This window comes from Neorhizobium sp. 2083, assembly GCF_031455615.1.
In the GTDB taxonomy this organism is placed as follows: Bacteria; Pseudomonadota; Alphaproteobacteria; order Rhizobiales; family Rhizobiaceae; genus Neorhizobium.
Map to the genome: position 1 here is coordinate 31,268 of NZ_JAVDTC010000010.1, position 21,215 is coordinate 52,482.

At 63.5% G+C, this 21,215-nt stretch carries 14 protein-coding genes; 6 read left to right on the plus strand and 8 right to left on the minus strand.

Annotated features, from left to right (window positions below; genetic code table 11):
* Positions 1-254 precede the first annotated feature (254 nt).
* The 6 genes from J2X76_RS28030 (at position 255) to trxA (ending at position 12,250) form a co-directional block, all read left to right on the plus strand.
* A complete protein-coding gene (locus J2X76_RS28030) occupies positions 255-2,849 on the plus strand; it encodes an ATP-binding protein (RefSeq protein ID WP_405030109.1) in 2,595 nt (864 codons plus the stop codon).
* Positions 2,846-4,357, plus strand: coding sequence for a tRNA (adenosine(37)-N6)-threonylcarbamoyltransferase complex ATPase subunit type 1 TsaE (gene tsaE, locus J2X76_RS28035; RefSeq protein WP_310220828.1), 1,512 nt, complete (start codon positions 2,846-2,848; stop codon positions 4,355-4,357). The genes J2X76_RS28030 and tsaE overlap by 4 nt, the downstream gene beginning before the upstream one ends.
* Before the next feature lie 12 nt (positions 4,358-4,369).
* Entirely contained in the window at positions 4,370-5,116 is a 747-nt protein-coding gene (locus tag J2X76_RS28040; protein ID WP_310220830.1) for a nucleotidyltransferase family protein, read from the plus strand.
* Entirely contained in the window at positions 5,113-8,316 is a 3,204-nt protein-coding gene (gene addB, locus J2X76_RS28045) for a double-strand break repair protein AddB (protein WP_310220831.1), read from the plus strand. Before J2X76_RS28040 ends, addB begins: the two co-directional genes overlap by 4 nt.
* A complete protein-coding gene (gene addA / locus J2X76_RS28050) occupies positions 8,309-11,857 on the plus strand; it encodes a double-strand break repair helicase AddA (protein WP_310220832.1) in 3,549 nt (1,182 codons plus the stop codon). The genes addB and addA overlap by 8 nt, the downstream gene beginning before the upstream one ends.
* Before the next feature lie 72 nt (positions 11,858-11,929).
* Positions 11,930-12,250 carry a thioredoxin gene (gene trxA / locus J2X76_RS28055; RefSeq protein ID WP_113126958.1) on the plus strand — a complete coding sequence of 107 codons (321 nt, stop codon included), beginning with the start codon at positions 11,930-11,932 and terminating at the stop codon, positions 12,248-12,250.
* An 84-nt stretch (positions 12,251-12,334) separates the two neighbouring features.
* On the opposite strand, the gene J2X76_RS28060 is transcribed toward trxA, so the two are convergent.
* The 8 genes from J2X76_RS28060 to J2X76_RS28095 all read right to left on the minus strand — a co-directional run bounded on the left by J2X76_RS28060 (position 12,335) and on the right by J2X76_RS28095 (position 21,109).
* On the minus strand, positions 12,335-13,678 hold the full coding sequence (locus J2X76_RS28060; RefSeq protein ID WP_405030110.1) for a bifunctional folylpolyglutamate synthase/dihydrofolate synthase: 1,344 nt from the start codon (positions 13,676-13,678) through the stop codon (positions 12,335-12,337).
* A 41-nt stretch (positions 13,679-13,719) separates the two neighbouring features.
* Positions 13,720-14,616, minus strand: a complete 897-nt coding sequence (accD, locus tag J2X76_RS28065) for an acetyl-CoA carboxylase, carboxyltransferase subunit beta (protein ID WP_113126957.1) — start codon at positions 14,614-14,616, stop codon at positions 13,720-13,722.
* A 41-nt stretch (positions 14,617-14,657) separates the two neighbouring features.
* Positions 14,658-15,497, minus strand: a complete 840-nt coding sequence (gene trpA / locus J2X76_RS28070; RefSeq protein WP_310220834.1) for a tryptophan synthase subunit alpha — start codon at positions 15,495-15,497, stop codon at positions 14,658-14,660.
* A gap of 1 nt (position 15,498) precedes the next feature.
* The gene (gene trpB, locus J2X76_RS28075; protein WP_113126955.1) at positions 15,499-16,719 is read right to left on the minus strand and encodes a tryptophan synthase subunit beta; all 1,221 of its coding nucleotides are present in this window, start codon (positions 16,717-16,719) and stop codon (positions 15,499-15,501) included.
* Between the two features lie 11 nt (positions 16,720-16,730).
* Positions 16,731-17,387 carry a phosphoribosylanthranilate isomerase gene (locus tag J2X76_RS28080; RefSeq protein ID WP_113126954.1) on the minus strand — a complete coding sequence of 219 codons (657 nt, stop codon included), beginning with the start codon at positions 17,385-17,387 and terminating at the stop codon, positions 16,731-16,733.
* An 846-nt stretch (positions 17,388-18,233) separates the two neighbouring features.
* Positions 18,234-18,998, minus strand: coding sequence for a M48 family metallopeptidase (locus J2X76_RS28085; protein WP_113125363.1), 765 nt, complete (start codon positions 18,996-18,998; stop codon positions 18,234-18,236).
* 89 nt (positions 18,999-19,087) lie between these two features.
* A complete protein-coding gene (locus tag J2X76_RS28090; RefSeq protein ID WP_113125362.1) occupies positions 19,088-19,510 on the minus strand; it encodes a DUF2852 domain-containing protein in 423 nt (140 codons plus the stop codon).
* 315 nt (positions 19,511-19,825) lie between these two features.
* Positions 19,826-21,109 (minus strand): polyhydroxyalkanoate depolymerase, encoded by a 1,284-nt coding sequence (locus J2X76_RS28095; protein ID WP_310220953.1) that lies wholly within the window; start codon positions 21,107-21,109, stop codon positions 19,826-19,828.
* Between the last annotated feature and the right edge of the window lie 106 nt (positions 21,110-21,215).

Here is a 21,215-nt window from a genome sequence, read left to right on the forward strand (position 1 = left end):
AAGATATGGTAGCCGCAGCCTTGACAAAGGCTGCGGCTTCTTTTTTGGGCGCATCCCTTCCCGGCGATTCCCTAAGCAAGTATTGTTTTAGAACTTGATTCGCGCCTTCCCCTGGAGCGTGATGCCGGAAACCGTCAGCGGTTTTCGAGCTTCATCGCGCTTGCACCATGCGATTGGGAGCCGTCCGGCTACGGGCAAGGTGCGAAATGGTATGTCTTGTCGATGAGCGGCAATTGGACGGAGACAGACCGGATATGTCGGTAAAAAAAATGAGCTCGTCAGAACGGGCCGATCCCCTTTGCGGCGGAACGAAAGCTCCGGCTTTGCGTACCGTTTTCGGGCGTTCCGTTTCCGGATCCCCGGAAGGCGGCGTAATGGTCGCCAAGCTGCGCCGTCTGGCGCTGTTCGGCAGCGCGTTCCTTTCGGGCACCGCCCTTTCGGGGCTTGCGACGGCCGCGCTTGCGCAGCAGTCGGGCAATGCGGCCGTGCGCCTGTTCTCCTCCACGGAAGTCATCGTCTCGTCGCTGGTGATGGGCGCGCTCGGCGCCGCCCTGTTTTCGGCCATCTGGCTGGTGCGCCAGCGCGGCAATATGGAAGCCGAATCCCAGGAAATGCGCAGCGCCCTTTCCGACGCGCAGCAGAAGATTTCCAAGTTCGAAGCGCTGATCGCCGACAAGAACCGGCGGATTGTCGTGTGGGAAAGCGGCTCCTCGAAACCGGAATTCCTCGGACAGCTGCCGGCGGAAACCGGCGCGCCGCAGCAGGACCGCGAATTTCTCGCCTTCGGTCGCTGGATGCGCGGCACATCGGCCGGCGAGCTCGAAAAATCGATCGAACTGTTGCGGGTCGAGGCCCGCTCCTTCGACATGGTGGTGGAAACCAACCGCGACGAGATCCTGGAAGTGCAGGGCCGGGTTTCCGGCGGCAAGGCCTTCGTCCGTTTCATCGCTCTCAACAATCTGCGCGCCGAGCTCGCCGAGCTCAAGATCGAGCGCGAGCGGCTGACCAACTCGATCATGATGTTCCATTCGCTGCTCGACGCCATCGAGCAGCCGGTCTGGCGCCGCGATTCCCAGGGCAAGCTCACCTGGGTGAACCATGCCTATGGCGATGCGGTGGAGGCCTCTACACCGGCCCAGGCCATCGAGGACGGCCGCGAATTCCTGGGCTCGATCGCCCGTGAAAAGATCAGGGCGACGGCGACGTCCACATCGCCTTTCCACGACCGGATTTCCACGGTGGTGCATGGCAACCGCACCATGTTCGACGTGGTCGACGTCGTCGTGCCCGGCGGCTCCACCGGCCTTGCGATCGACGTTTCCGAAGCGGAAGCCGTGCGCGAGGAACTGAAGCGCACCCTCAAGAGCCATGCCGAGACGCTGGACCATCTCGCCACGCCCGTCGCCATCTTCGACGGCGAGCGCCGGCTGCAGTTCTACAACCAGGCTTTCGTACAGCTCTGGGGTTTCACGCTTCCCTTCCTCGATTCGCGACCGGACAACAGCGAGCTGCTCGACAAGCTGAGAAGCGACGGCAAGCTGCCGGAACAATTGAGCTGGCGCAGCTGGAAGGAAGCGGCGCTCTCCGTCTACCAGTCACCGGACACGCAGACCGACCTCTGGCACCTGCCGAACGGCCAGACGCTCCGCGTCATCGCCACCGCGCACCCGCAGGGCGGCGCCACCTGGGTGTTCGAAAACCTTACCGAACAGGTGGATCTCGAGACCCGCTACAACACGCTGGTGCAGGTTCAGGGCGAAACGATCGACCATCTTTCCGAAGGCGTCGCAGTATTCGGGCCGGACGGACGCATCCGCCTGTCGAACCCGGCCTTCCGGGCGCTGTGGGGCATCACCGCCGAAGAAGCCAAATCCGGCACGCATATCAAGGCGATCGAGGCCGCCTGCGCGCCGTCCTACGACAAGCCGGACGGCTGGCGCCGCTTCGGGCAGATGCTGACCAATTTCGACGACGAGCGCCCCTCGCTGCAGGGCACGTTCGAGCTCTATTCCGGCCTTGTGCTCGATTACGCCGTGACGCCGCTGCCGAATGCCCAGACGATGCTGACCTTCGTCGACATGACGGCGAGTGCCAGGGCGGAACGGGCGCTCAAGGAAAAGAACGAGGCGCTGCAGAAGGCCGACGAGCTGAAGAACGATTTCGTCCAGCACGTGTCCTACGAGCTGCGCTCGCCGCTGACCAATATCATCGGCTTCACCGACCTTCTGAAGACGCCGGGCATCGGCTCGCTCAACGAGCGGCAGGCCGAATATATCGACCATATCTCGACCTCGTCCTCGGTGCTGCTGACGATCGTCAACGACATCCTCGATCTTGCGACCGTCGATGCCGGCATCATGCAGCTCAACTATTCGGAAATGGCGATCGACGACCTGCTCGACGACGTGGCGATGCAGATCGCCGACCGGCTGCATGAAAACGGCGTGACGCTGGCGATCACCGCGCCCGCCGGTCTCGGCACCATCGTCGCCGACCAGCAGCGGCTGAAGCAGATCCTCATCAAGCTGCTCACCAACGCCACCAATTTCGCCCCGGAAGGTTCGGCCATCACGCTCAACTGCTGGCGCACCCATAGCGACGTGTTCTTCTCGGTGACCGACAAGGGCCCGGGCATTCCGGAAGACGTGCTAAAGACCGTGTTCGACCGGTTCTCGGCCAATGCCAAGGGCGGCAAGCGCTCCGGTGCCGGCCTCGGCCTTTCGATCGTCGAGAGCTTCGTGACGCTGCATCACGGCGATGTGGCGATCGACAGCAAGCCCGGCCAGGGAACCACGGTTACGTGCCGCATTCCGAGCGGCACGACGGCGCGGTCCGTCGCCGCCGAATGAGTGGTGAGGCAGCTCTTACCCTGACGCTTGCCGACGAGGCCGAGACGATCCGCCTCGGCGAAGACCTCGCTTTGGCGCTGAAAAAGGGCGAGTGGATCGCCCTTTCCGGCGATCTCGGAGCCGGCAAATCCACCTTCGCCCGGGCCTTTTTGCGCGCGCTGGCGGATGATGGCGAGCTGGAAGTGCCGAGCCCGACCTTCACGCTGGTGCAGAGCTATGAGCTGCGCATCCCCGTCTCGCATTTCGATCTCTACCGGCTCGGCGATTCCTCGGAACTCGACGAACTCGGCTTCGACGAGGCGCTTGCCAACGGCATCTGCCTGGTCGAATGGCCTGAGGTCGCCGACGAGCTGCTGCCGCAGTCCCGCATCCAAATCAGGCTCGAGCAGAACGGTCTCGGCCGGACGGCAACGGTCACCGCGCCTGAAGCGCAGATGCACCGCATCCGCCGCGTGCTGGCGATCCGCGAATTTCTCCACAAACATGGTTATGCCGGCGCCCGGCGCCGGTTCCTGACCGGCGACGCGTCAACCCGGGCCTATGAGACCGTGATAACCACAAGCGGCGAAACGCTGATCCTGATGGACTGGCCGCGCCCGGCGGAAGGCCCGCCGGTTCTCGACGGAAAGCCCTATCCCAAGGTCGCGCATCTCGCCGAAGACCCCTACCCGTTCGTGGCGATCGACGAATATCTGCGCGAACTGGGGCTGGCGGCACCGGAAGTGCTGCATGTGGACTACGAGCAGGGCATCCTGCTGATCGAAAACCTCGGCGAAGAGGGTGCCGTCGACGACGACGGCAATCCCATCGAGGAGCGCTACCGCGAAAGCATCGTCTGCCTGGCCTTCCTGCACAGCCACGAGATGCGCCAGGACCTGACGGTCGGCGACGGGCATATCCACCACATCCCCGATTTCGATCCGACGGCGATGAAGATGGAGGCGCGGCTGCTGATCGACTGGCACCTGCCTTGGAAACGCGGCACGCCGGCAACCGACGAGGAACGGCAGGAATACCTGGCGATCTGGGACAACCTGATCCGCGAGCTCGACGGGGTCGAGAAGAACCTGCTGCTGCGCGATTTCCATTCGCCCAACATCATCTGGCGGCCGCATGAATCCGGCGTCCGGCGCGTCGGCCTGATCGATTTCCAGGATTCGATGATCGGCCCCACTGCCTACGACCTCGCCTCTCTCGTGCAGGACGCGCGGGTGGATATTCCCAAAGCTCTCGCCGACCAACTGATGCTCGATTACGTGACGCTTCGCCGCGCGCTCGGTGCCTTCGACGAGCCGACTTTCCTGAAAGCCTGGGCGATCATGGCGGCGCAGCGCAACTGCAAGCTCGCGGGTCTGTGGGTACGGCTCTTGCAGCGGGACGGCAAGCCGGGCTATCTGAAGCACATGCCGCGGACGCTCCGTTATCTCGCGACGGCGTTGAGCCACGAAGTGCTCGCCCCCTTGCGCGATTGGTGCCGTCGGGCTGGAATAGAACTGCCCGAATCATAAATACGGTTTCCGATGACCACTAAACCAGCCGCCATCAAGCAGGCCATGGTGCTTGCCGCAGGGCTCGGCACCCGTATGCGGCCGATCACCAACACGATGCCGAAGCCGCTGGTGCCGGTCGCCGGCAAGCCGATGATCGACTATGTGCTGGATTCCCTGAAAGAAGCCGGCGTGGAACGCGCCGTCGTCAACGTGCATCATTTCGCCGACCAGATGGAGGCGCATCTTTCCGCCTATCGCGGCATGGAAATCCTCATCTCCGACGAACGCGACGCGCTGATGAACAATGGCGGCGGCATCGTGAAGGGGCTGAAACTTCTCGACCGCAGCACGGTCTTCGTCATGAATGCCGACTTGTTCTGGATCGGCGAGATACCGGGCAAACCGACCAATCTGCAGCGTTTGGCGGAGTTCTTCGATCCGGACCGCATGGACATGGCGATGCTCTGCGTCGATATCGACAACACGACCGGGCATAACGGCATCAACGATTTCGGCATGGACGCGGATGGCCGGTTGAGGCGTTACCGTGACGATCCGGCCAATCCGGTCGTTTATGCCGGCGCTTTTGCGATGAACCCGTCCTTCCTCGACGACGCGCCGTCCGATGCCTTCAACATCAACATCTATTTCGACAAGGCGATCGCTCGCGGCCGGCTTTACGGGACAGTCCTCGACGGCCACTGGATCACCGTCGGCACGCCCGAGGCGCTGCCGGAAGCAGAAGCCGTGATCGCGCGCTATCCGGTGGAGGCATGACCAGGCCCTCCGGCCGGAAGCGGGTCTTGTCGATTCCCGCCGGGGCACCGTTCCTCAAGACCATAGCGGCCGCACTCTGCGACGGCCGTCTCAACGAGACGTTCCGTTACGATCCGGCCGATCCGCTTTCGCTTGCAGACGTGACCATCTACGTACCAACCCGCCGCTCCGCCCGCGTGCTGCGTTCGGAATTCGTCGATCTGCTGGGCGGCCGCTCCGCGATCCTGCCGGTCATTCGCCCTCTCGGCGAAACCGACGACGACAGCGGTTATTTCGATCTGGTGGCGCCGGAGGAGATGGACCTGGCGCTGCCGATCGGCGGCACCGCGCGGCTGCTCGAACTCGGCCGGCTGATCCTTGCCTGGCGCAACCAGCTGCCGAAGATCGTGCTCGACGTGCATTCCGAATCACCGCTCGTCGCGCCCGCGAGCCCGGCCGACGCCATCTGGCTCGCCCGCGCCCTGGCGGAACTCATCGATGCGGTCGAGACCGAAGAGCGCGATTGGGCCGATCTCAAAAAACTCGATACCGGCGAACATGCGCTCTGGTGGCAGCTGACCGCCGAGTTCCTGTCGATCGCCAGCGCCTTCTGGCCACTGCGTCTCGAAGAACTGCGCCGTTCTTCGCCGGCGAAACATCGGGCGGCCATTCTGCGCGGCGAGGCCCGGCGGATCTCCGCGAGAGATCACAAGGGACCGGTGATCGTTGCGGGTTCGACCGGCTCGGTGCCGGCGGCCGCCGATCTGATCGCCGCAATTTCCGATCTGCCGAACGGCACCGTCGTGCTGCCCGGCCTCGATCTGGCGATGCCGGCGGATCAGTGGGCGATGATCGGCGAAGAGGCTTTCGACGGCAAGCCGGAGCCTGCCAGCCGCAGCCATTCGCAATTCGGCCTGTCGCGCCTGCTGAAAAAGATCGGCGTGACCCGGGAAGAGGTGGACGTGCTCGGCGAGGTGGCCGACGACCTTTCCTTCCGGGCCGCAGCACTGTCCCAGGCGCTGGTACCGGCCAAGGCCACCGACCGTTGGAGCACCTGGCGCGACGGTGCCGATACCGGCCTTCTGGCCAAGGCCTTTGCCGACGTCTCGCTGATCGAAGCCTCGAACGAGCGCGAGGAAGCGGTCGCGATTGCCATCGCGCTTCGGCTGGCGCTCGAGCAGCCCGGCAAAAACGGCGGCGAAAGCCAGGCGGCGCTGATCACCCCCGATCGCGCCCTTGCCCGCCGGGTGACCGCCGAGCTTTCCCGCTTCGGCCTGCTTGCCGACGATTCCGCCGGTTCACCGCTGTCGGGCACGCCGCAGGGCACGCTGACCCAGCTTCTTCTCGAAGCAACGCTCAGGCCCGGCGACCCGGTGGCGATCGTCGCACTCGTCAAGCATCCCCTGATGCGGCTTGGCCTGCCGGCAGCGGACCTGCGGTCTGCCGTGGAAGCACTCGAAATCCTGGCACTGCGCGGCGGCATCGGCGACATGGACATCTCCGCGCTGGAACCGCTGCTCGACATCCAGCTTGCCGCCCAGCTCGAAGACCGGCATGCGCCGCAATGGCGGCTGTCGCTGCCTTCGGACGCCGCCGACAGGGCCCGGGGCCTTGCAAGGAGGCTGGCGAAAGCGGTCGAACCGCTCGCTTCCGCCCTGGTCCGCCGCCGGCCGGACGGGCGCGGCCTCACCGCGAAGCTCACGCTGTCCGAATGGGGCGATCGCACCGGCCGCGCGCTCGAGGCCATCTGCGTGGACGAGCGGACAAATCTCGCCGCGCTCTGGTCCGGCGAGGCCGGCGAGCGGCTGGCGGGGCTGTTGTCCGAAGTCATGGAGACCGACGGGCAGATGGAGGCCGACGGTCCGCAATGGATCGACATCGTTTTGGCGCTGACGACCGGCGAGGCCGTCAAACCCCGTTCGCTCAGCCATCCGCGCATCTTCATCTTCGGCACGCTGGAAGCCCGGCTGCAGAGCGTCGATACGATGATCCTCGGCGGGCTCAACGAGGGATCATGGCCGGGCCAGACGGTCAACAATCCTTTCCTGTCGCGCACCATGAAGACCGACATGGGGCTGGAGCCGCCGGAACGCCGGATCGGCCAGCTTGCCCACGATTTCGAAATGGCCTGCGGCACGCGGCATCTGATCCTGTCGCGCTCGATGCGGCAGGGCTCGACGCCGACCGTCGCCTCGCGCTGGCTGCAAAGGCTGCTGGCGCTGGGCGGAAAACAGTTTGCGGACGAGCTGAAGGCGCGCGGCAACCAGTATCGCGAATGGGCGTCGATGATCGATTCCGGCGAAAACCAGCCGGTCGCCAAACGCCCGGCTCCGAAACCGCCGGCCGATCTGCAGCCGACGAAATATTCCTTCAGCGAAGTCGGTCGGCTGCGCCGCGACCCCTATTCCATCTATGCCCGCCGGATCCTGAAGCTCGATCCGCTCGACCCCTTCAACCGCGATCCGGGCGCCTCCGAGCGCGGCACGCTCTACCATGCGATCATCGACCGCTATACGCGCGAGGGCCACAAGCCGGGCACGCCTGCGGCAAAAGAGGCAATGCGCAGGATCACCGAGGAACTGTTCGATGCGGAACAGTTGCCGACGCATATCGACCGCGTCTGGCGCCCGCGGTTTGTGGAAGTTGCCCGGGCCTTCCTGGACTGGGAGGTTGAGCGCGCTCCGGATATCCGCCAGACGATGACGGAGGTCGGCGCCGGCTGGGAGGTCGAGCCCGCCGGCATCCGCGTCACCGGCATTGCCGACCGGATCGACATCAAGGGATCGGGCCTTGCCGATCTCGTCGATTACAAGACCGGCCTCAGCCCCTCCGTCTCCCAGGCAAGGGCGCTGCTCGATCCGCAACTCGGCCTGGAAGCGGCGGCGCTCAGAGCCGGAGCGTTCAAGGGTGCGGGGCCGCTGACGCCTGACAGGCTGCTCTATGTCCGCCTTCGCCCCGGCGACCGGTTCCGTGAGGACAAGGTCAACAACGAAGGGTCGAGCGCGACGGCAAAACGGCAGCCGAAATCGGCGATCGACCTGGCGGACGAATCGCTGGAACAGCTGACCCGGTTCGTGATTACGCTGCGCAATGGCGAAGCCGGATTCGCATCGCGGCTGGTGCCGATGGCGCAGAACGATTTCGGCGGCGAATACGACCACCTCGCCCGCGTGGCCGAATGGTCGACGGCCGACGACGAGGAGGCGGAAGCCGATGAATGATCTGGCTCCCGAGGGCGACGATCCGATCCGGTGGATCGACTGGACGACGGTGCAGCAGTCGCTCGCTTCCGATCCGGTCAGCTCCGCCTGGGTTTCCGCCAATGCCGGCTCCGGCAAGACACATGTCCTGACCCAGCGGGTTATCCGGCTTCTGCTTGCCGGCTGCCGGCCCTCGTCCATCCTCTGCCTCACCTATACCAAGGCGGCGGCATCGGAAATGTCGAACCGCGTCTTCCAGCGCCTGTCGGAATGGACCGTACTTTCCGACGACGAGCTGCGGAAAAGAATCGCCGGCATCGAGGGTGCCGAGCCGGACAAGCTGAAGCTCGCCGAAGCGCGGCGGCTGTTCGCCAAGGCGCTGGAGACGCCGGGCGGGTTGAAGATCCAGACCATCCACGCCTTCTGCGAGGCGCTGCTGCACCAGTTTCCGCTGGAGGCCAACGTCGCCGGGCATTTTTCGGTGCTCGACGACCGCGCCGCTTCCGCCTTGCTTTCCGATGCGCGCCGTTCCCTGCTGACCGCGACCTCTGCGGAAGAAGATCCGCTGCTTGCCGAAGCCTTCGCGCATGTGCTGGATCTCGGCGACGAGTCCGGGCTGGAAACGCTGCTCGGCGATATCATCGCCAATCGCACCGCGATCCGCCGCTTCATCGCCCATGCGGAACGCCATGGCGGCATCGGCGTCGAGCTGAAACGGGCCCTGGGGCTCGGCTCGGCTGACACGGAGGACAGTATCGCCGCCGGCTACTGGCCCCTGCCCGGCCTTTCCGGCCTGACGCTCGATCTTTATCTGGCGCTCGCCGACCAGAAGGGCGGCCAGAAGGTCACGGAAGTGGCTTACGGTCTGCGGCTTGTCGCCAAGGAACCGGACGTGCTGAAGCGGGCACAGCATCTCGACCAGATCTTTCTCACCCGCGAGGGCAAGCCGAAAGCCGACAGTTCGCTGATCGCCAAGGCGATGACGACGACCGCGCCGGAACTGGCCGATGCGATCGCCTCCGCCCGCGCCCATGTCGTCGCCTGCCGCGACCGGCTGCGACTGGTCAGGATGTTTTCCGCCACCAGGGCGGCGCTGACGCTGGCGCAGCGCCTCAACGACGACTACGAGGATCTGAAGAAGCAGCGCAGCCTGCTCGATTTCGAGGACCTGATCGCCCGCACCGCCGATCTTCTCACCCGTGACGGCGTCGGCGCCTGGGTGCATTACAAGCTGGACCAGGGCATCGACCATATCCTCGTCGACGAGGCGCAGGATACCAGTCCGATCCAGTGGACGGTGATCAAGTCGCTCGCCGAGGATTTCTATTCGGGAGCCAGCGCCCGCGAGACCCGCCGCACCGTCTTTGCCGTCGGCGACGAAAAACAGTCGATCTATTCCTTCCAGGGCGCCCGGCCGGAACGGTTCGCCGAAGAGCGCAGCGAGACGGAAAAGCGGGTACGGGCGAGCGGCCAGGCCTTCCATCCGGTGCGGCTGCCCCTCTCCTTCCGCTCCACGGCCGACGTGCTGGCGGCCGTCGACCAGGTGTTTTCGCTGGAGGATAATTTTCGCGGTCTCAGCGCGCTTGGGGAGCCGGTGCAGCACCGCTCCAACCGGATCGGCCATCCGGGCGCTGTCGATCTGTGGGACGTCGTGGTGCCGGAAGTCTCCGAACAGGAGGAGGACTGGACGGCGCCGTTCGATTCGACCCCCGACAAGGCGCCATCTGCCATTCTCGCAAGCCGCATCGCCAACCGAATCGAGGAGATGATCGGCAAGGAAACGATCATTGAGAAGGGTATCGAGCGGTCCATCGAGGCCGGCGATATCCTCGTTCTGGTGAGAAAACGCGATGCCTTCGTCAACGCGCTGACCCGAGCGCTGAAACGCCGCGACAACATCCCGGTTGCCGGGGCAGACCGGCTACGGCTGACCAGCCACATCGCCGTGCAGGATCTTCTGGCACTCGGCCGCTTCCTGCTTCTGCCGCAGGACGATCTTTCGCTGGCGGCGCTGCTCAAGAGCCCGCTCTTCAATCTCTCCGAAGAGGACGTCTTCGAAGTCGCGGCGCTACGGCCGGAAAACTCCAGCGCCTGGGCGCAGCTCAATCGCCTGAGCGACGAGCAACCGCTCCGGTTCCGCGAGGCCGCCGATCGGCTTCAGCATCTTCTCGGCCTTTCGCGGCTGCTCAGCCCACACGATCTGTTTGCCCGGATTCTCGGAGCGCAAGGCGGGCGGCGAAAATTCCTTGGCCGGCTTGGGACCGAGGCGGGCGATATTCTCGACGAGTTCCTGACCTTCGCGCTCGATCACGAGACCAGCGGCCTGCCGGGCCTGCAGGCCTTCATCTCGACGCTGGAGATCGAATCGCCGGAAGTGAAGCGCGAGCAGGACGGTGGCCGCAACGAGGTGCGGATCATGACCGTGCACGCTTCCAAAGGCCTGGAAGCGCCGGTGGTTTTCCTCGTCGACAGCGGCTCGAAGGCGTTCATTTCCTCGCATGTGCCGAAATTCCGGCTGCTTCGGATCGCCGGCGAGGACGTGCCGGCCTGGGTGCCGGGCAGGATGCTGACCAACGCGGTAACCTCCGCCGATGACGACCGGATCAGGACTTCGACCGAGGAAGAATATCGCCGGCTGCTCTATGTGGGCATGACGCGGGCGGCCGACCGGCTGATCGTCTGCGGTTATCGCGGCAAGATCGACAATCCCGACACCTGGCAGTCGATGATTTCGAAGGCGCTTGCCGCCGACGAGCATCATTGCGCTCCGGCGGAATTTCTGGGGCCGGATGGCCAATGGGGCGGGTTCAAGTGGCGGCTTCCGGCCGCTCCCGGCCAGACGCCGAAAGCTGCTCACAAGGAGGAGGCGGCAGCCGACAGACGGCCGCTTCCCGTCGCCCTTTCCCACCCCCTGCCAGCCCAGAAAACCCTGCCGCGACCGCTCAGCCCCTCCGGCGCCGGCACGATGATCGATGACGACGCAGACGATCTGATCGTCACCTCGCCGCTGTTTGCCGCCGATCAAAAAGACAGTGGGGGCCTCGCCCTTCAGAAGGGCAAACTCGTCCACCGCATGCTGCAGATGCTGACGGACTTTCCAGAAGCCGAACGCGCCGCTGCCGCCCGCCGTTATGCGGATCGCGCCGCCCGTTTCTGGCCGGCGGCGGAGCGGGAAAAGCTCATCGGCAGTGTCATGTCGGTGCTTACGCATGCCGAACTCGGGCCGGTCTTTTCCGGGCCCAGCCAGTCGGAAGTCTCGATCATGGGCACGCTTACGCTGGAGGGCCGCGACTACGCGATTTCCGGCCGCATCGACCGGCTGGTGGTGACCGGGGACCGGGTGATCATCCTCGACTACAAGACCAACCGCGTGCCGCCGAAGAGCCCGGAGGACGTGCCGCTCTCGCACCGGGCCCAGCTCGCCATCTATCGCGAGATCCTGAAGCCGCTTTATCCGGCAAAGAGTTTCGAATGCGTGCTGGTCTACACCGAATCGGCACTGGTCATGCCGCTGCCGCCGGAACTGCTGTCACGCTCGCTTGCAGAACTCAAAACAAAGTGAGATAGCGGCCATTGAAAACTTTGAGCGGCAGGCTCACATTTATGCCAACAGAGAATCGTGAAGGAGAGCCCTATGGCTACCGTTAAGGTCGATAACAGCAACTTCCAGGCCGAAGTCCTCAATGCCGCAGAGCCGGTCGTCGTGGATTTCTGGGCTGAATGGTGCGGCCCCTGCAAAATGATCGGTCCGAGCCTCGAAGAAATTTCGAACGAGCTCGCCGGCAAGGTGAAGGTCGTCAAGCTGAATATCGACGAAAATCCTGAGCTGGCTGCCCAGTTTGGCGTGCGTTCGATCCCGACGCTTGCCATGTTCAAGGGCGGCGAAGTCGCCGACATCAAGGTTGGCGCCGCTCCGAAGACCGCACTTTCGGCCTGGATTTCCAGCGCCGCCTGACTTCCAGTCGCATGCCAAGCGTAAAAAAGCCCGGCTGATCCCTGCAGCCGGGCTTTTTCTGTGTTTGTCGCAGCCTTTGCCAGGTCAGGTCGGCGGGGTGCCGTTGTCGGCGAGCACGTTGCCGGCGAAATAAAGCGAGCCGCCGATCAGGATGCGCGGCGGCGGACCGCCCGGCACCTGGCGACGCGTGATTTCCTGCAGTGCCTCGGCCGCGGAGCCGGCCGGTTCGGCCACCAGGCCGGCATCGAAGGCGGCGTGAGCGAGAACCACCGGATCAAGGCCCGATTCGCTGTCGCGGATCCGCACCGTGAAGACGTGCTCGGCGATATCCGCAAAGGCCCGGAAATAACCGATCGGGTCCTTGGTATTGATCATGCCGGCAATGATGTAGAGCGGGCGCGCCTGGCGCTCCTCGAAGGCGGCCATCGCCTCGGCGATCACCTCGCCGGCGCCGGGATTGTGCCCGCCATCCAGCCAGATCTCGGAGCCTGCCGGCGCATATTGCAAAAGCTTGCCTTCGGTAAGCCGCTGGAGGCGGGCCGGCCACTCGACGGTCGCCATCGCCTTTTCCATCATCGCCTCGGTGACCGTGAAGCCGGCCGCCTTGACGGCGCGGATGGCGGCTGCGGCATTGGCATATTGGTGGCGGCCCGGCAGGCGCGGCAGCGGCAGATCGGCAAGGCCGAACTCGTCCTGGTAGATCAGCCGGCCGAATTCCTCGTGGGCGGAAAATTCCTGGCCGTAGACGGCGGTCGGACAGCCGAGCCGCTCGGCGGTCGATATCAGCACGTCGCGGGCCGCTTCGAATTCCTGATGGCCGATGACGACGGGATGGCCGCGCTTCATGATGCCGGCCTTTTCGGCGGCGATCAGTTCGACGCGATCGCCGAGATAGGCCTGGTGATCGAGCGAGATCGGCATGATGACCGAAACGGCGGGGTCGGAAATGACGTTGGTGGCGTCGAAACGGCCGCCGAGGCCGACTTCGAGGATGACCGCATCGGCCGGCTGTTCGGAAAACAAGAGGAAAGTCGCGGCCGTCAGGATTTCGAAGACGGTGATCATCTGGCCGTTATTGGCCGCCGCGATGCGTCGCAGGGCGTCCGCCAGCATCGCGTCGCCGACGATCTGGCTACGTCCGCCCTTGACGCCGATCCGGTAGCGTTCGTGCCAGTGGACGAGATGCGGCGACGTATGGACATGCGTCGCGTAACCGCCCGCCTCGAGCAGCGCCCGGCAGAAGGCCGTAACCGAGCCCTTGCCGTTGGTGCCGGCCACATGGATGACCCGCGGCAGTTTCCTGTGTGGATTGCCCAGCATTTCGAGGAGACGGGTAATCCGGTCGAGCGAAAGATCGAAACCCTTCGGATGAAGGGTCATCAGCCGTTCGATTTCCCGCTCTGCCTCGCTCACAACGGGCTCGTTCATGGTCGTCATCCCGCCGCTCCGGCTTTCGATGCTCTCTTCGGTCAGGCGCTGAGGGCGATAGGCGCCGGAAGCGCTTCCTGAACAGCCTGTTTCGTCAGCATCTTCAGGATCTTCGCCAGCGTCGAAGGAATCTCGTGGCGCTTGACCACCATATCGACCATGCCGTGTTCCAAGAGGTATTCCGACGTCTGGAACCCTTCCGGCAGCTTTTCGCGCAGCGTCTGCTCGATGACGCGCTTGCCGGCAAAGCCGATTTCGGCACCCGGTTCGGCAATATGGACGTCACCCAGCATCGCGTAGGAGGCCGTGACGCCGCCGGTCGTCGGGTTGGTGAGGACGACGATATAGGGCAGGCCCGCTTCCTTCAGCATGTCGACGGCAACCGTGGTGCGCGGAAGCTGCATCAGCGACAGGATGCCTTCCTGCATGCGCGCTCCGCCGGAGGCCGGGAAGATGACCAGCGGACATTTTTCGGTGAGAGCCCGTTCACAGGCCCTAACGATCGCCTCGCCGGCCGCCATGCCGAGCGAACCGCCGATGAAGTTGAACTCATGCACGACGGCCACGAGCTTCAGACCCTGGACCTCGCCGAGACCGGCGAGAATCGTGTCTTCCTGCTCGGTCTTGACGCGGCTGTCCTTCAGGCGGTCGGCATAACGCTTGGAATCGCGGAATTTCAGCGGATCCTGGGCGACCTTCGGCTGCGGCAGCGCCTCGAAGACACCGCCGTCGAAGAGATCGACGAGGCGGGCCTTGGCGGGCATCTTCATGTGGAAGCCGGACGCGGGGATGACCCACTTGTTCTCTTCGAGGTCCTTATGAAAGACCATTTCACCGGTTTCGGGGCACTTGATCCAGAGATTTTCCGGAACGTCCCGGTTGGGACGGCCGAGCATGGAATTGATGCGCGGCCGGACGTAATTGGTGATCCAGTTCACTTGGGCGTACTCCCGTTGGAATCAGGCCTAATGTGGGGAAACTATTCGGCGGCAACAAGGCGGGCGGCGCGGACGCCGGTCGCCAGGCCACGAACCAGGGTTACGACCGAGGCGATGGTATCCGGACCGGCATTGCCGTCCTTGGTCAGGCTGCCGGCAATCTGCTGGACGATCGCGGTGCCGACGACGACGCCATCGGCCGAAGCGCCGATCGCCTTGGCATGGTCGGCGGTCTTGACGCCGAAGCCGACGCAGACCGGAAGTGCCGTGTGGCCCTTGATACGCTTGACCGCACCGGAAATCAGCGACGGGTCCGGCAGGGCCGAACCGGTAATGCCGTTCATCGAGACGTAATAGACGAAACCGGACGTATTCTTGAGGACCGCCGGCAGGCGCTTGTCGTCCGTCGTCGGGGTCGCGAGGCGGATGAAGTTGATGCCCTTGGCGAGCGCCGGGATGCAGAGTTCGTCATCCATTTCCGGCGGCAGGTCGACGACGATCAGGCCGTCGATGCCGGCGGCGATCGCATCGTCCAGGAACTTGTCGACGCCATAGACATAGATCGGGTTGTAATAACCCATCATGACGATCGGCGTTTCGTTGTCGGACTTGCGGAATTCGCGGGCAAGATCGAGCGTCTTCGACAGCGTCTGGCCGCCTTTCAGCGCGCGCTGGCCGGCCATCTGCACCGCCGGGCCGTCAGCCATCGGATCGGAAAATGGCATGCCGAGCTCGATGATATCGGAACCGGCGCCGGGCAGAGCCTTCATGATGCCGAGCGAGGTGTCGAAATCCGGATCGCCACCCATGAAATAGGTGACCAAAGCGGGGCGGCCTTCAGCTTTCACGGCCGCGAAGCGGTTGTCCATACGAGCGGTCATGTCACATATCCATTCCGAGAATCTTGGCGACCGTGAAGATGTCCTTGTCGCCGCGACCGGAGAGGTTCATCACGATAATCTGGTCCTTGCGCATTTTTGGCGCGCGCTTGATTACCTCCGCCAGGGCGTGGCTCGGCTCGAGCGCCGGGATGATGCCTTCGAGACGGGTCAGGACCTGGAAGGCGTCGAGCGCCTCCTGGTCCATGATCGGCACATATTCGGCGCGACCGATATCGTGCAGCCAGCTGTGTTCCGGACCGATGCCAGGATAATCGAGGCCGGCCGAGACCGAATGGCCCTCGAGGATCTGGCCGTCATGGTCCTGCAGCAGATAGGTGCGGTTGCCGTGCAGCACGCCCGGCGCGCCGGCGGTGATCGAGGCGCAGTGCTCGACGCCCTGGAGACCGCGGCCGCCCGCTTCGACGCCGACGATCTGCACGCCTTCGTCATCCAGGAACGGATGGAAGATGCCGATCGCGTTCGAACCGCCGCCGACGGCAGCAATGACCATATCCGGCAGCCGGCCTTCGGCTTCGAGGATCTGCTCGCGGGCTTCCTTGCCGATCACCGACTGGAAGTCGCGGACGAGTTCCGGATAGGGATGCGGGCCGGCAGCCGTGCCGATCAGGTAATAGGTATCCTCGACATTGGTGACCCAGTCACGCAAAGCCTCGTTCATGGCGTCCTTCAGCGTGCCGTTGCCGGCGGTCACCGGAATGACTTCCGCGCCCAAGAGCTTCATGCGGAAGACGTTCGGCGCCTGGCGCTCGACATCGGTGGCGCCCATGTAGACGACGCAGGGGAAACCGAAACGGGCGGCGACCGTTGCGGAGGCAACGCCGTGCTGGCCGGCGCCGGTCTCGGCGATGATACGGGTCTTGCCCATACGCTTGGCGAGCAGGATCTGGCCGATGCAGTTGTTGATCTTGTGCGAACCGGTGTGGTTCAGCTCTTCTCGCTTGAAATAGATCTTCGCGCCGCCGAGATGCTCGGTCAGGCGCTCGGCGAAATAGAGCGGGCTCGGGCGGCCGATATAATGGGCGCCGAGATCAGCCAGTTCCTTCTGGAAGGAAGGATCGTTCTTCGCCTTTTCCCATTCGCCCTGGAGATCCAGGATCAGCGGCATCAGCGTTTCGGCGACGAAGCGCCCGCCGAAAATACCGAAACGGCCATCCTCGTCGGGGCCGGCACGGAACGAATTGAGTTTTGGCGTCTCGTTCACTCTCTACTCCCTCACGCGCCTTTGCGACCCGCCCCTGCGACGGCATCGAAAAACGCATCGATCATTCCAAGATCCTTGATACCCGGCGCGCTTTCGACCCCGGAGGACAGGTCGATACCGCTTGCCCGCGTCGATTTGAGGGCGAGAACGGCGTTATCCTTGTCCAATCCTCCCGAAAGCATGTAATCCACGCCTTCGTCAAGGGAAGCCATCAGGCTCCAGTCAAAGGAAACGCCGTTGCCGCCCGGCAGTTCGGACCCGGCGGGCGCTTTGGCATCGAAAAGAAAACGGTCGGCAACGCCGATATAAGGATCGATCCGGTCGAGATCGGCGGCTTCCTTCACCGAAAAGACCTTCATGACCGGCAGGCCGTAAAGCGCTTTTACATGCAGGACCCGTTCCGGGCTCTCATTGCCATGCAGCTGCAGGATGTCCGGCCGCACCATAGAGACGATGTCGTCGAGTTCCTCGTCATCGGCATTGACCGTCACCGCGACGATCTTCACCCGCCCGCGGACGCGATCGGCAAGATCTCCGGCAAGGTCGGGCTCGATGTTACGCGGGCTCTTCGGAAAGAAGATGAAGCCGATATGCGATGCGCCCCGCGCCACCGCGCGATCGACAGCCTCGGGGGTCTTCAACCCGCAGATCTTGATATCAGGTTTCATGACGTGCGGATTGACATGAAATTCCGACGGAGTCGAGGCAAATCATAGCGGACGGAGTGCAGCCTTGTCCTGGGGACGGGCCCGAGGATGACGAAGGACGCAATACGCCCTTGGCGATCGTGGTTATTTTCATTTCCGGGGCCAAGCCCGAGTTTCGGCCGGGACACGTCGTGTGCCTCGTATGAATTTAGTTAGGTGACACGCGACGTGCCCCGTTCGGTGTATTTATCCGCGCAACTCCGGTCCCTCTGCGGCGGTATGGAATTTAACTCCGTGGAAATGAGCACGGATGCCATACCGGGTTGTGTGCGACACACGCACGCCCCACCCGAAGGCGGGAGGGGGACCATTTTCTGCGCAGCCCCTGACGATCCGCCTGCATGACGGCAGACCACCAGGGCACCGGTCCCGCCTCGCCGGTCATGCGGGCCGGTGTAGCCGAAGCGGGACGAGGGGATTGTAGGCACGGGTTGACGGGCGGGGATGAAAATGGGTCGGTTTTTTTGGTTTTGTTTCCCAAGTGACTGTTTTGCCTAAGCAAGCCCCCCTCTGCCCTGCCGGGCATCTCCCCCTCAGGTGGGGAGATCACAAGTGGCATGATCCCCGTTCCCAAACTGCTGTCGCGAGATGTGGGCCCTCACTTGGGGCGCTCACTTGGTACTTATTCCGAACGCTCCGGAGGGCTTTGAGCGTGCCCCAGCCGATCTCCCCCCTTGAGGGGGAGATGTCCGGCAGGACAGAGGGGGGTGCCACGCACTCAGCGCCCAGCCGTTTCCTGCACTTGCAATGACCGCTTCGCTCCTCCGACACCTCGGGCCTGCCCCGAGGATCCATCGGCCTCAGCGATCACTCGAAATCGATCGCGTGCAGCTGCGAGCCGTGCTGCTTCAGCCATTTGCGGGCCTCTTCCATTCGCGGGCAGAGCTCTTTGCAGAGAGCCCAGAATTTCGGGCCGTGGTTCATCTCCTTCAGATGCGCCACTTCGTGGGCCGCGAGATAGTCGATGACGAGAGGCGGGGCCATGACGATGCGCCAGGAGAAGCTGAGGTTGCCATCCCAAGAGCAGGAGCCCCAGCGGCTGCGGGTGTCCTTCATGGAGACCGACTTGATCGGCTTGCGGATGGCGGCGGCGTGGCGGGCGACCAGCACTTCGAGCTCCTTGCGCGCCTCCTTCTTGAAGAAGGCGGAAAGCCGGCGGCCCATGTGATCCTCAAGGCCGCTCACCTTCAGCACCGGTTCGCCGTCGATCAGCACCGCTTCGGTCAGACCGCGGAGCGTGCCGGTATGTTCGATCCGATGGGGAACGCCGCGAAAGGCAATGCGGCCACCCGATCGGATCGAATTATCGGTCGAGAATTTTGCCAGCTTGGTCACAAGCCAGCCCTGATGCCGGTCGAGGAAATCGTCGATCTCGCGGCTGCGCAGTCCCGCCGGCACCGTGAGATTGAGCCCGCGGCCGCCGGGTTCGATCCTGAGCGTGATGCGGGTGGCTCGGCGATTTTCCCTGATCGTCAGCGGCATCGCCCGATCGCCGACATGAAGGGTCCGCTTCACCGTTTCGAGCGGTTTGGGCTTGGCGGCGCGGACTGGCTTTTTGAGAAGCGCGAACATGGACCCTTTTTAGCCGATTCCCTTGCATAAGAAAGCCGGCGTCTGAACGACGCCGGCCCGAGCACGTTTCACGTGAATCCTTTGGAAGATCAGAGATCGACCACGGGGTTCTGGCCGGAAGAGCGGTTTTGACGTTCACGCATGAAGCGGTCGAATTCTTCCTGGTCCTTGGCGCGGCGGAGCTCGCGAACATAGTTGTCGAATTCTTCGCGCATCTCGTCGAGCTTGCGGCGTTCTTCCTCGATCCGGTCGATTTCGGTCTTGCGCCAATCGTCGAAGGCGACATTGCCGGTGCTGAAATGCGTGTTGTAACGGGATTTCGCACGACGGCAGCCGGCGAACATACGGTCGGCCCGGTCATTGGCATCCCGCTTGAAGCCGCGCAGCCTTTCCCCGAAAAGAATATAGGCGAGCATGGCAAGGCCGAGAGGCCAGAAAACGACGAAACCGAGCACCATGAGAGCGATGGTGGCCGGCGTCCACTCCGGACGAATCAATGCTGACTGGTTCATTGGTCACACCCTGATGTTTCAGCGGGTGGCCGCATGCCAGCCCGACTGAATTCGATTTGGTGAGCCCATGATCCGCCTTCAAGAAGACGGATCATTAAATTCAAGAAAATGCTGAAATAGCGATGAAATATCGAGAGCGAGACCTTCCTGGATCCTCGCGTCAAGCACGAGAATGACGGAGGAGGAGGAATGGCCGGACGAGAGACCATGGGAGGTTGCGGCAGGTCCCAAGGTTGCTTCATTGCGCCTTTGGCGCCCACCCTCGATCGTCATCCTCGGGCTCGACCCGAGGATTCCGACCGGGCGGCGGGGCGATCAATCGGCTTTGCCGCCCTTGATGACACGCTTGACCGGCGTCTTCTTCGGTGCAGCCTTGGCATGTTTTTGCGTGAAGGCAACGATGCGCGGGGCGATCTCGCGACGGAAACGGGAACCGTTGAACACGCCGTAATGGCCGACATCCGGCTGCATGTAATGCATGCGCATGTCATCCGGGATATTGGAGCAGATGGTCTGCGCCGCATTGGTCTGGCCGAGGCCGGAAATATCGTCGTTCTCGCCTTCGATGGTCAGCAGCGCCACCCGACGGATGAGCCTGGTATCGACCGGGACATTCCGGTGCATCATCCCGCCCTTCGGCAGCGAATGCTTGATGAAGACGGTCTCGACCGTCTGGAGGTAGAATTCCTCGGTGAGATCCATGACCGCCAGGTATTCGTCATAGAACTCGCGATGCTTCTCGGCCGACTCTCCGTCGTTCTTGACGAGGTGCTGGAAGAATTCCTTGTGGGCGGAAACATGCCGGTCTAGGTTCATCGACATGAAGCCGGACAATTGCAGGAAGCCGGGATAGACCCGGCGCAGGAAGCCGGAATGCGGCCACGGCACGTTCATGATGACGTTGTCGCGGAACCATTCGATCGGATGTTCTTCGGCAAGCTTGTTGACGGCGGTCGGATTGATGCGGGTGTCGATCGGGCCGCCCATCAGGATCATCGACGCCGGAACCAGCGAATCCTGCTGCGATTCCATGACCGCCACCGCGGCGAGCACCGGGACGGAAGGCTGGCAGACGCCGATGACATGGGTGCCGGGGCCGATCGCATGCAGCATCTCGATGACGTAGTCGATATAGTCGTCGAGATCGAACCGGCCGTCGGTGATCGGCACCATGCGGGCATCGATCCAGTCTGTGATATAGACGTCGGCGCTCGGCAGGAGCGCTTCCACGGTGCCGCGCAGCAGTGTCGCATAATGGCCGGACATCGGCGCGACGATCAGGATTCTCTGATCCGGAGCGCGGCCGGCGGGCAGATCGCGGCGGAAATGCAGGAGATTGCAGAAGGGCTTGGCCCACACGACCTCTTCCGTCACCGCAACGGTCTCACCATCGACGGTCGTGAACGGAAGATCGAATGCCGGCTTGCCGTATCGGCGCGTGACGCGCTCGAAAACTTCAAGGCTGGCGGAGAGCGTCCGGCCCATCGTCGTCTGGGAAAACGGGTTGAGCGGATTGGAATAGAAGAACTGCAGGGCATCCGCTGCAGCGCGGACCGGCGCCATCGCCGCATGGTTCATCTCGTAGAACTGATAGAACATCGAGGTGCTGCCTTTCGTCATTTCCGACAGCGTGTTCGACAGGGACATCGAACCGATCGGTTCAGGAGCAGGATGGGGATAGGCTAGCACTTTTCCATTGCGGTGC

Bases quoted from the DNA above. Each gene is read 5' to 3' on its own strand.
- J2X76_RS28090 (WP_113125362.1), bottom strand. From the start codon at position 19,510: ATGAACCAGTCAGCATTGATTCGTCCGGAGTGGACGCCGGCCACCATC.
- J2X76_RS28040 (WP_310220830.1), top strand. From the start codon at position 4,370: ATGACCACTAAACCAGCCGCCATCAAGCAGGCCATGGTGCTTGCCGCA.
- J2X76_RS28095 (WP_310220953.1), bottom strand. From the start codon at position 21,109: ATGTTCTATCAGTTCTACGAGATGAACCATGCGGCGATGGCGCCGGTC.
- trxA (WP_113126958.1), top strand. From the start codon at position 11,930: ATGGCTACCGTTAAGGTCGATAACAGCAACTTCCAGGCCGAAGTCCTC.
- J2X76_RS28030 (WP_405030109.1), top strand. From the start codon at position 255: ATGTCGGTAAAAAAAATGAGCTCGTCAGAACGGGCCGATCCCCTTTGC.
- trpA (WP_310220834.1), bottom strand. From the start codon at position 15,497: ATGACCGCTCGTATGGACAACCGCTTCGCGGCCGTGAAAGCTGAAGGC.
- addB (WP_310220831.1), top strand. From the start codon at position 5,113: ATGACCAGGCCCTCCGGCCGGAAGCGGGTCTTGTCGATTCCCGCCGGG.
- J2X76_RS28080 (WP_113126954.1), bottom strand. From the start codon at position 17,387: ATGAAACCTGATATCAAGATCTGCGGGTTGAAGACCCCCGAGGCTGTC.
- addA (WP_310220832.1), top strand. From the start codon at position 8,309: ATGAATGATCTGGCTCCCGAGGGCGACGATCCGATCCGGTGGATCGAC.
- tsaE (WP_310220828.1), top strand. From the start codon at position 2,846: ATGAGTGGTGAGGCAGCTCTTACCCTGACGCTTGCCGACGAGGCCGAG.
- J2X76_RS28060 (WP_405030110.1), bottom strand. From the start codon at position 13,678: ATGAACGAGCCCGTTGTGAGCGAGGCAGAGCGGGAAATCGAACGGCTG.
- J2X76_RS28085 (WP_113125363.1), bottom strand. From the start codon at position 18,998: ATGTTCGCGCTTCTCAAAAAGCCAGTCCGCGCCGCCAAGCCCAAACCG.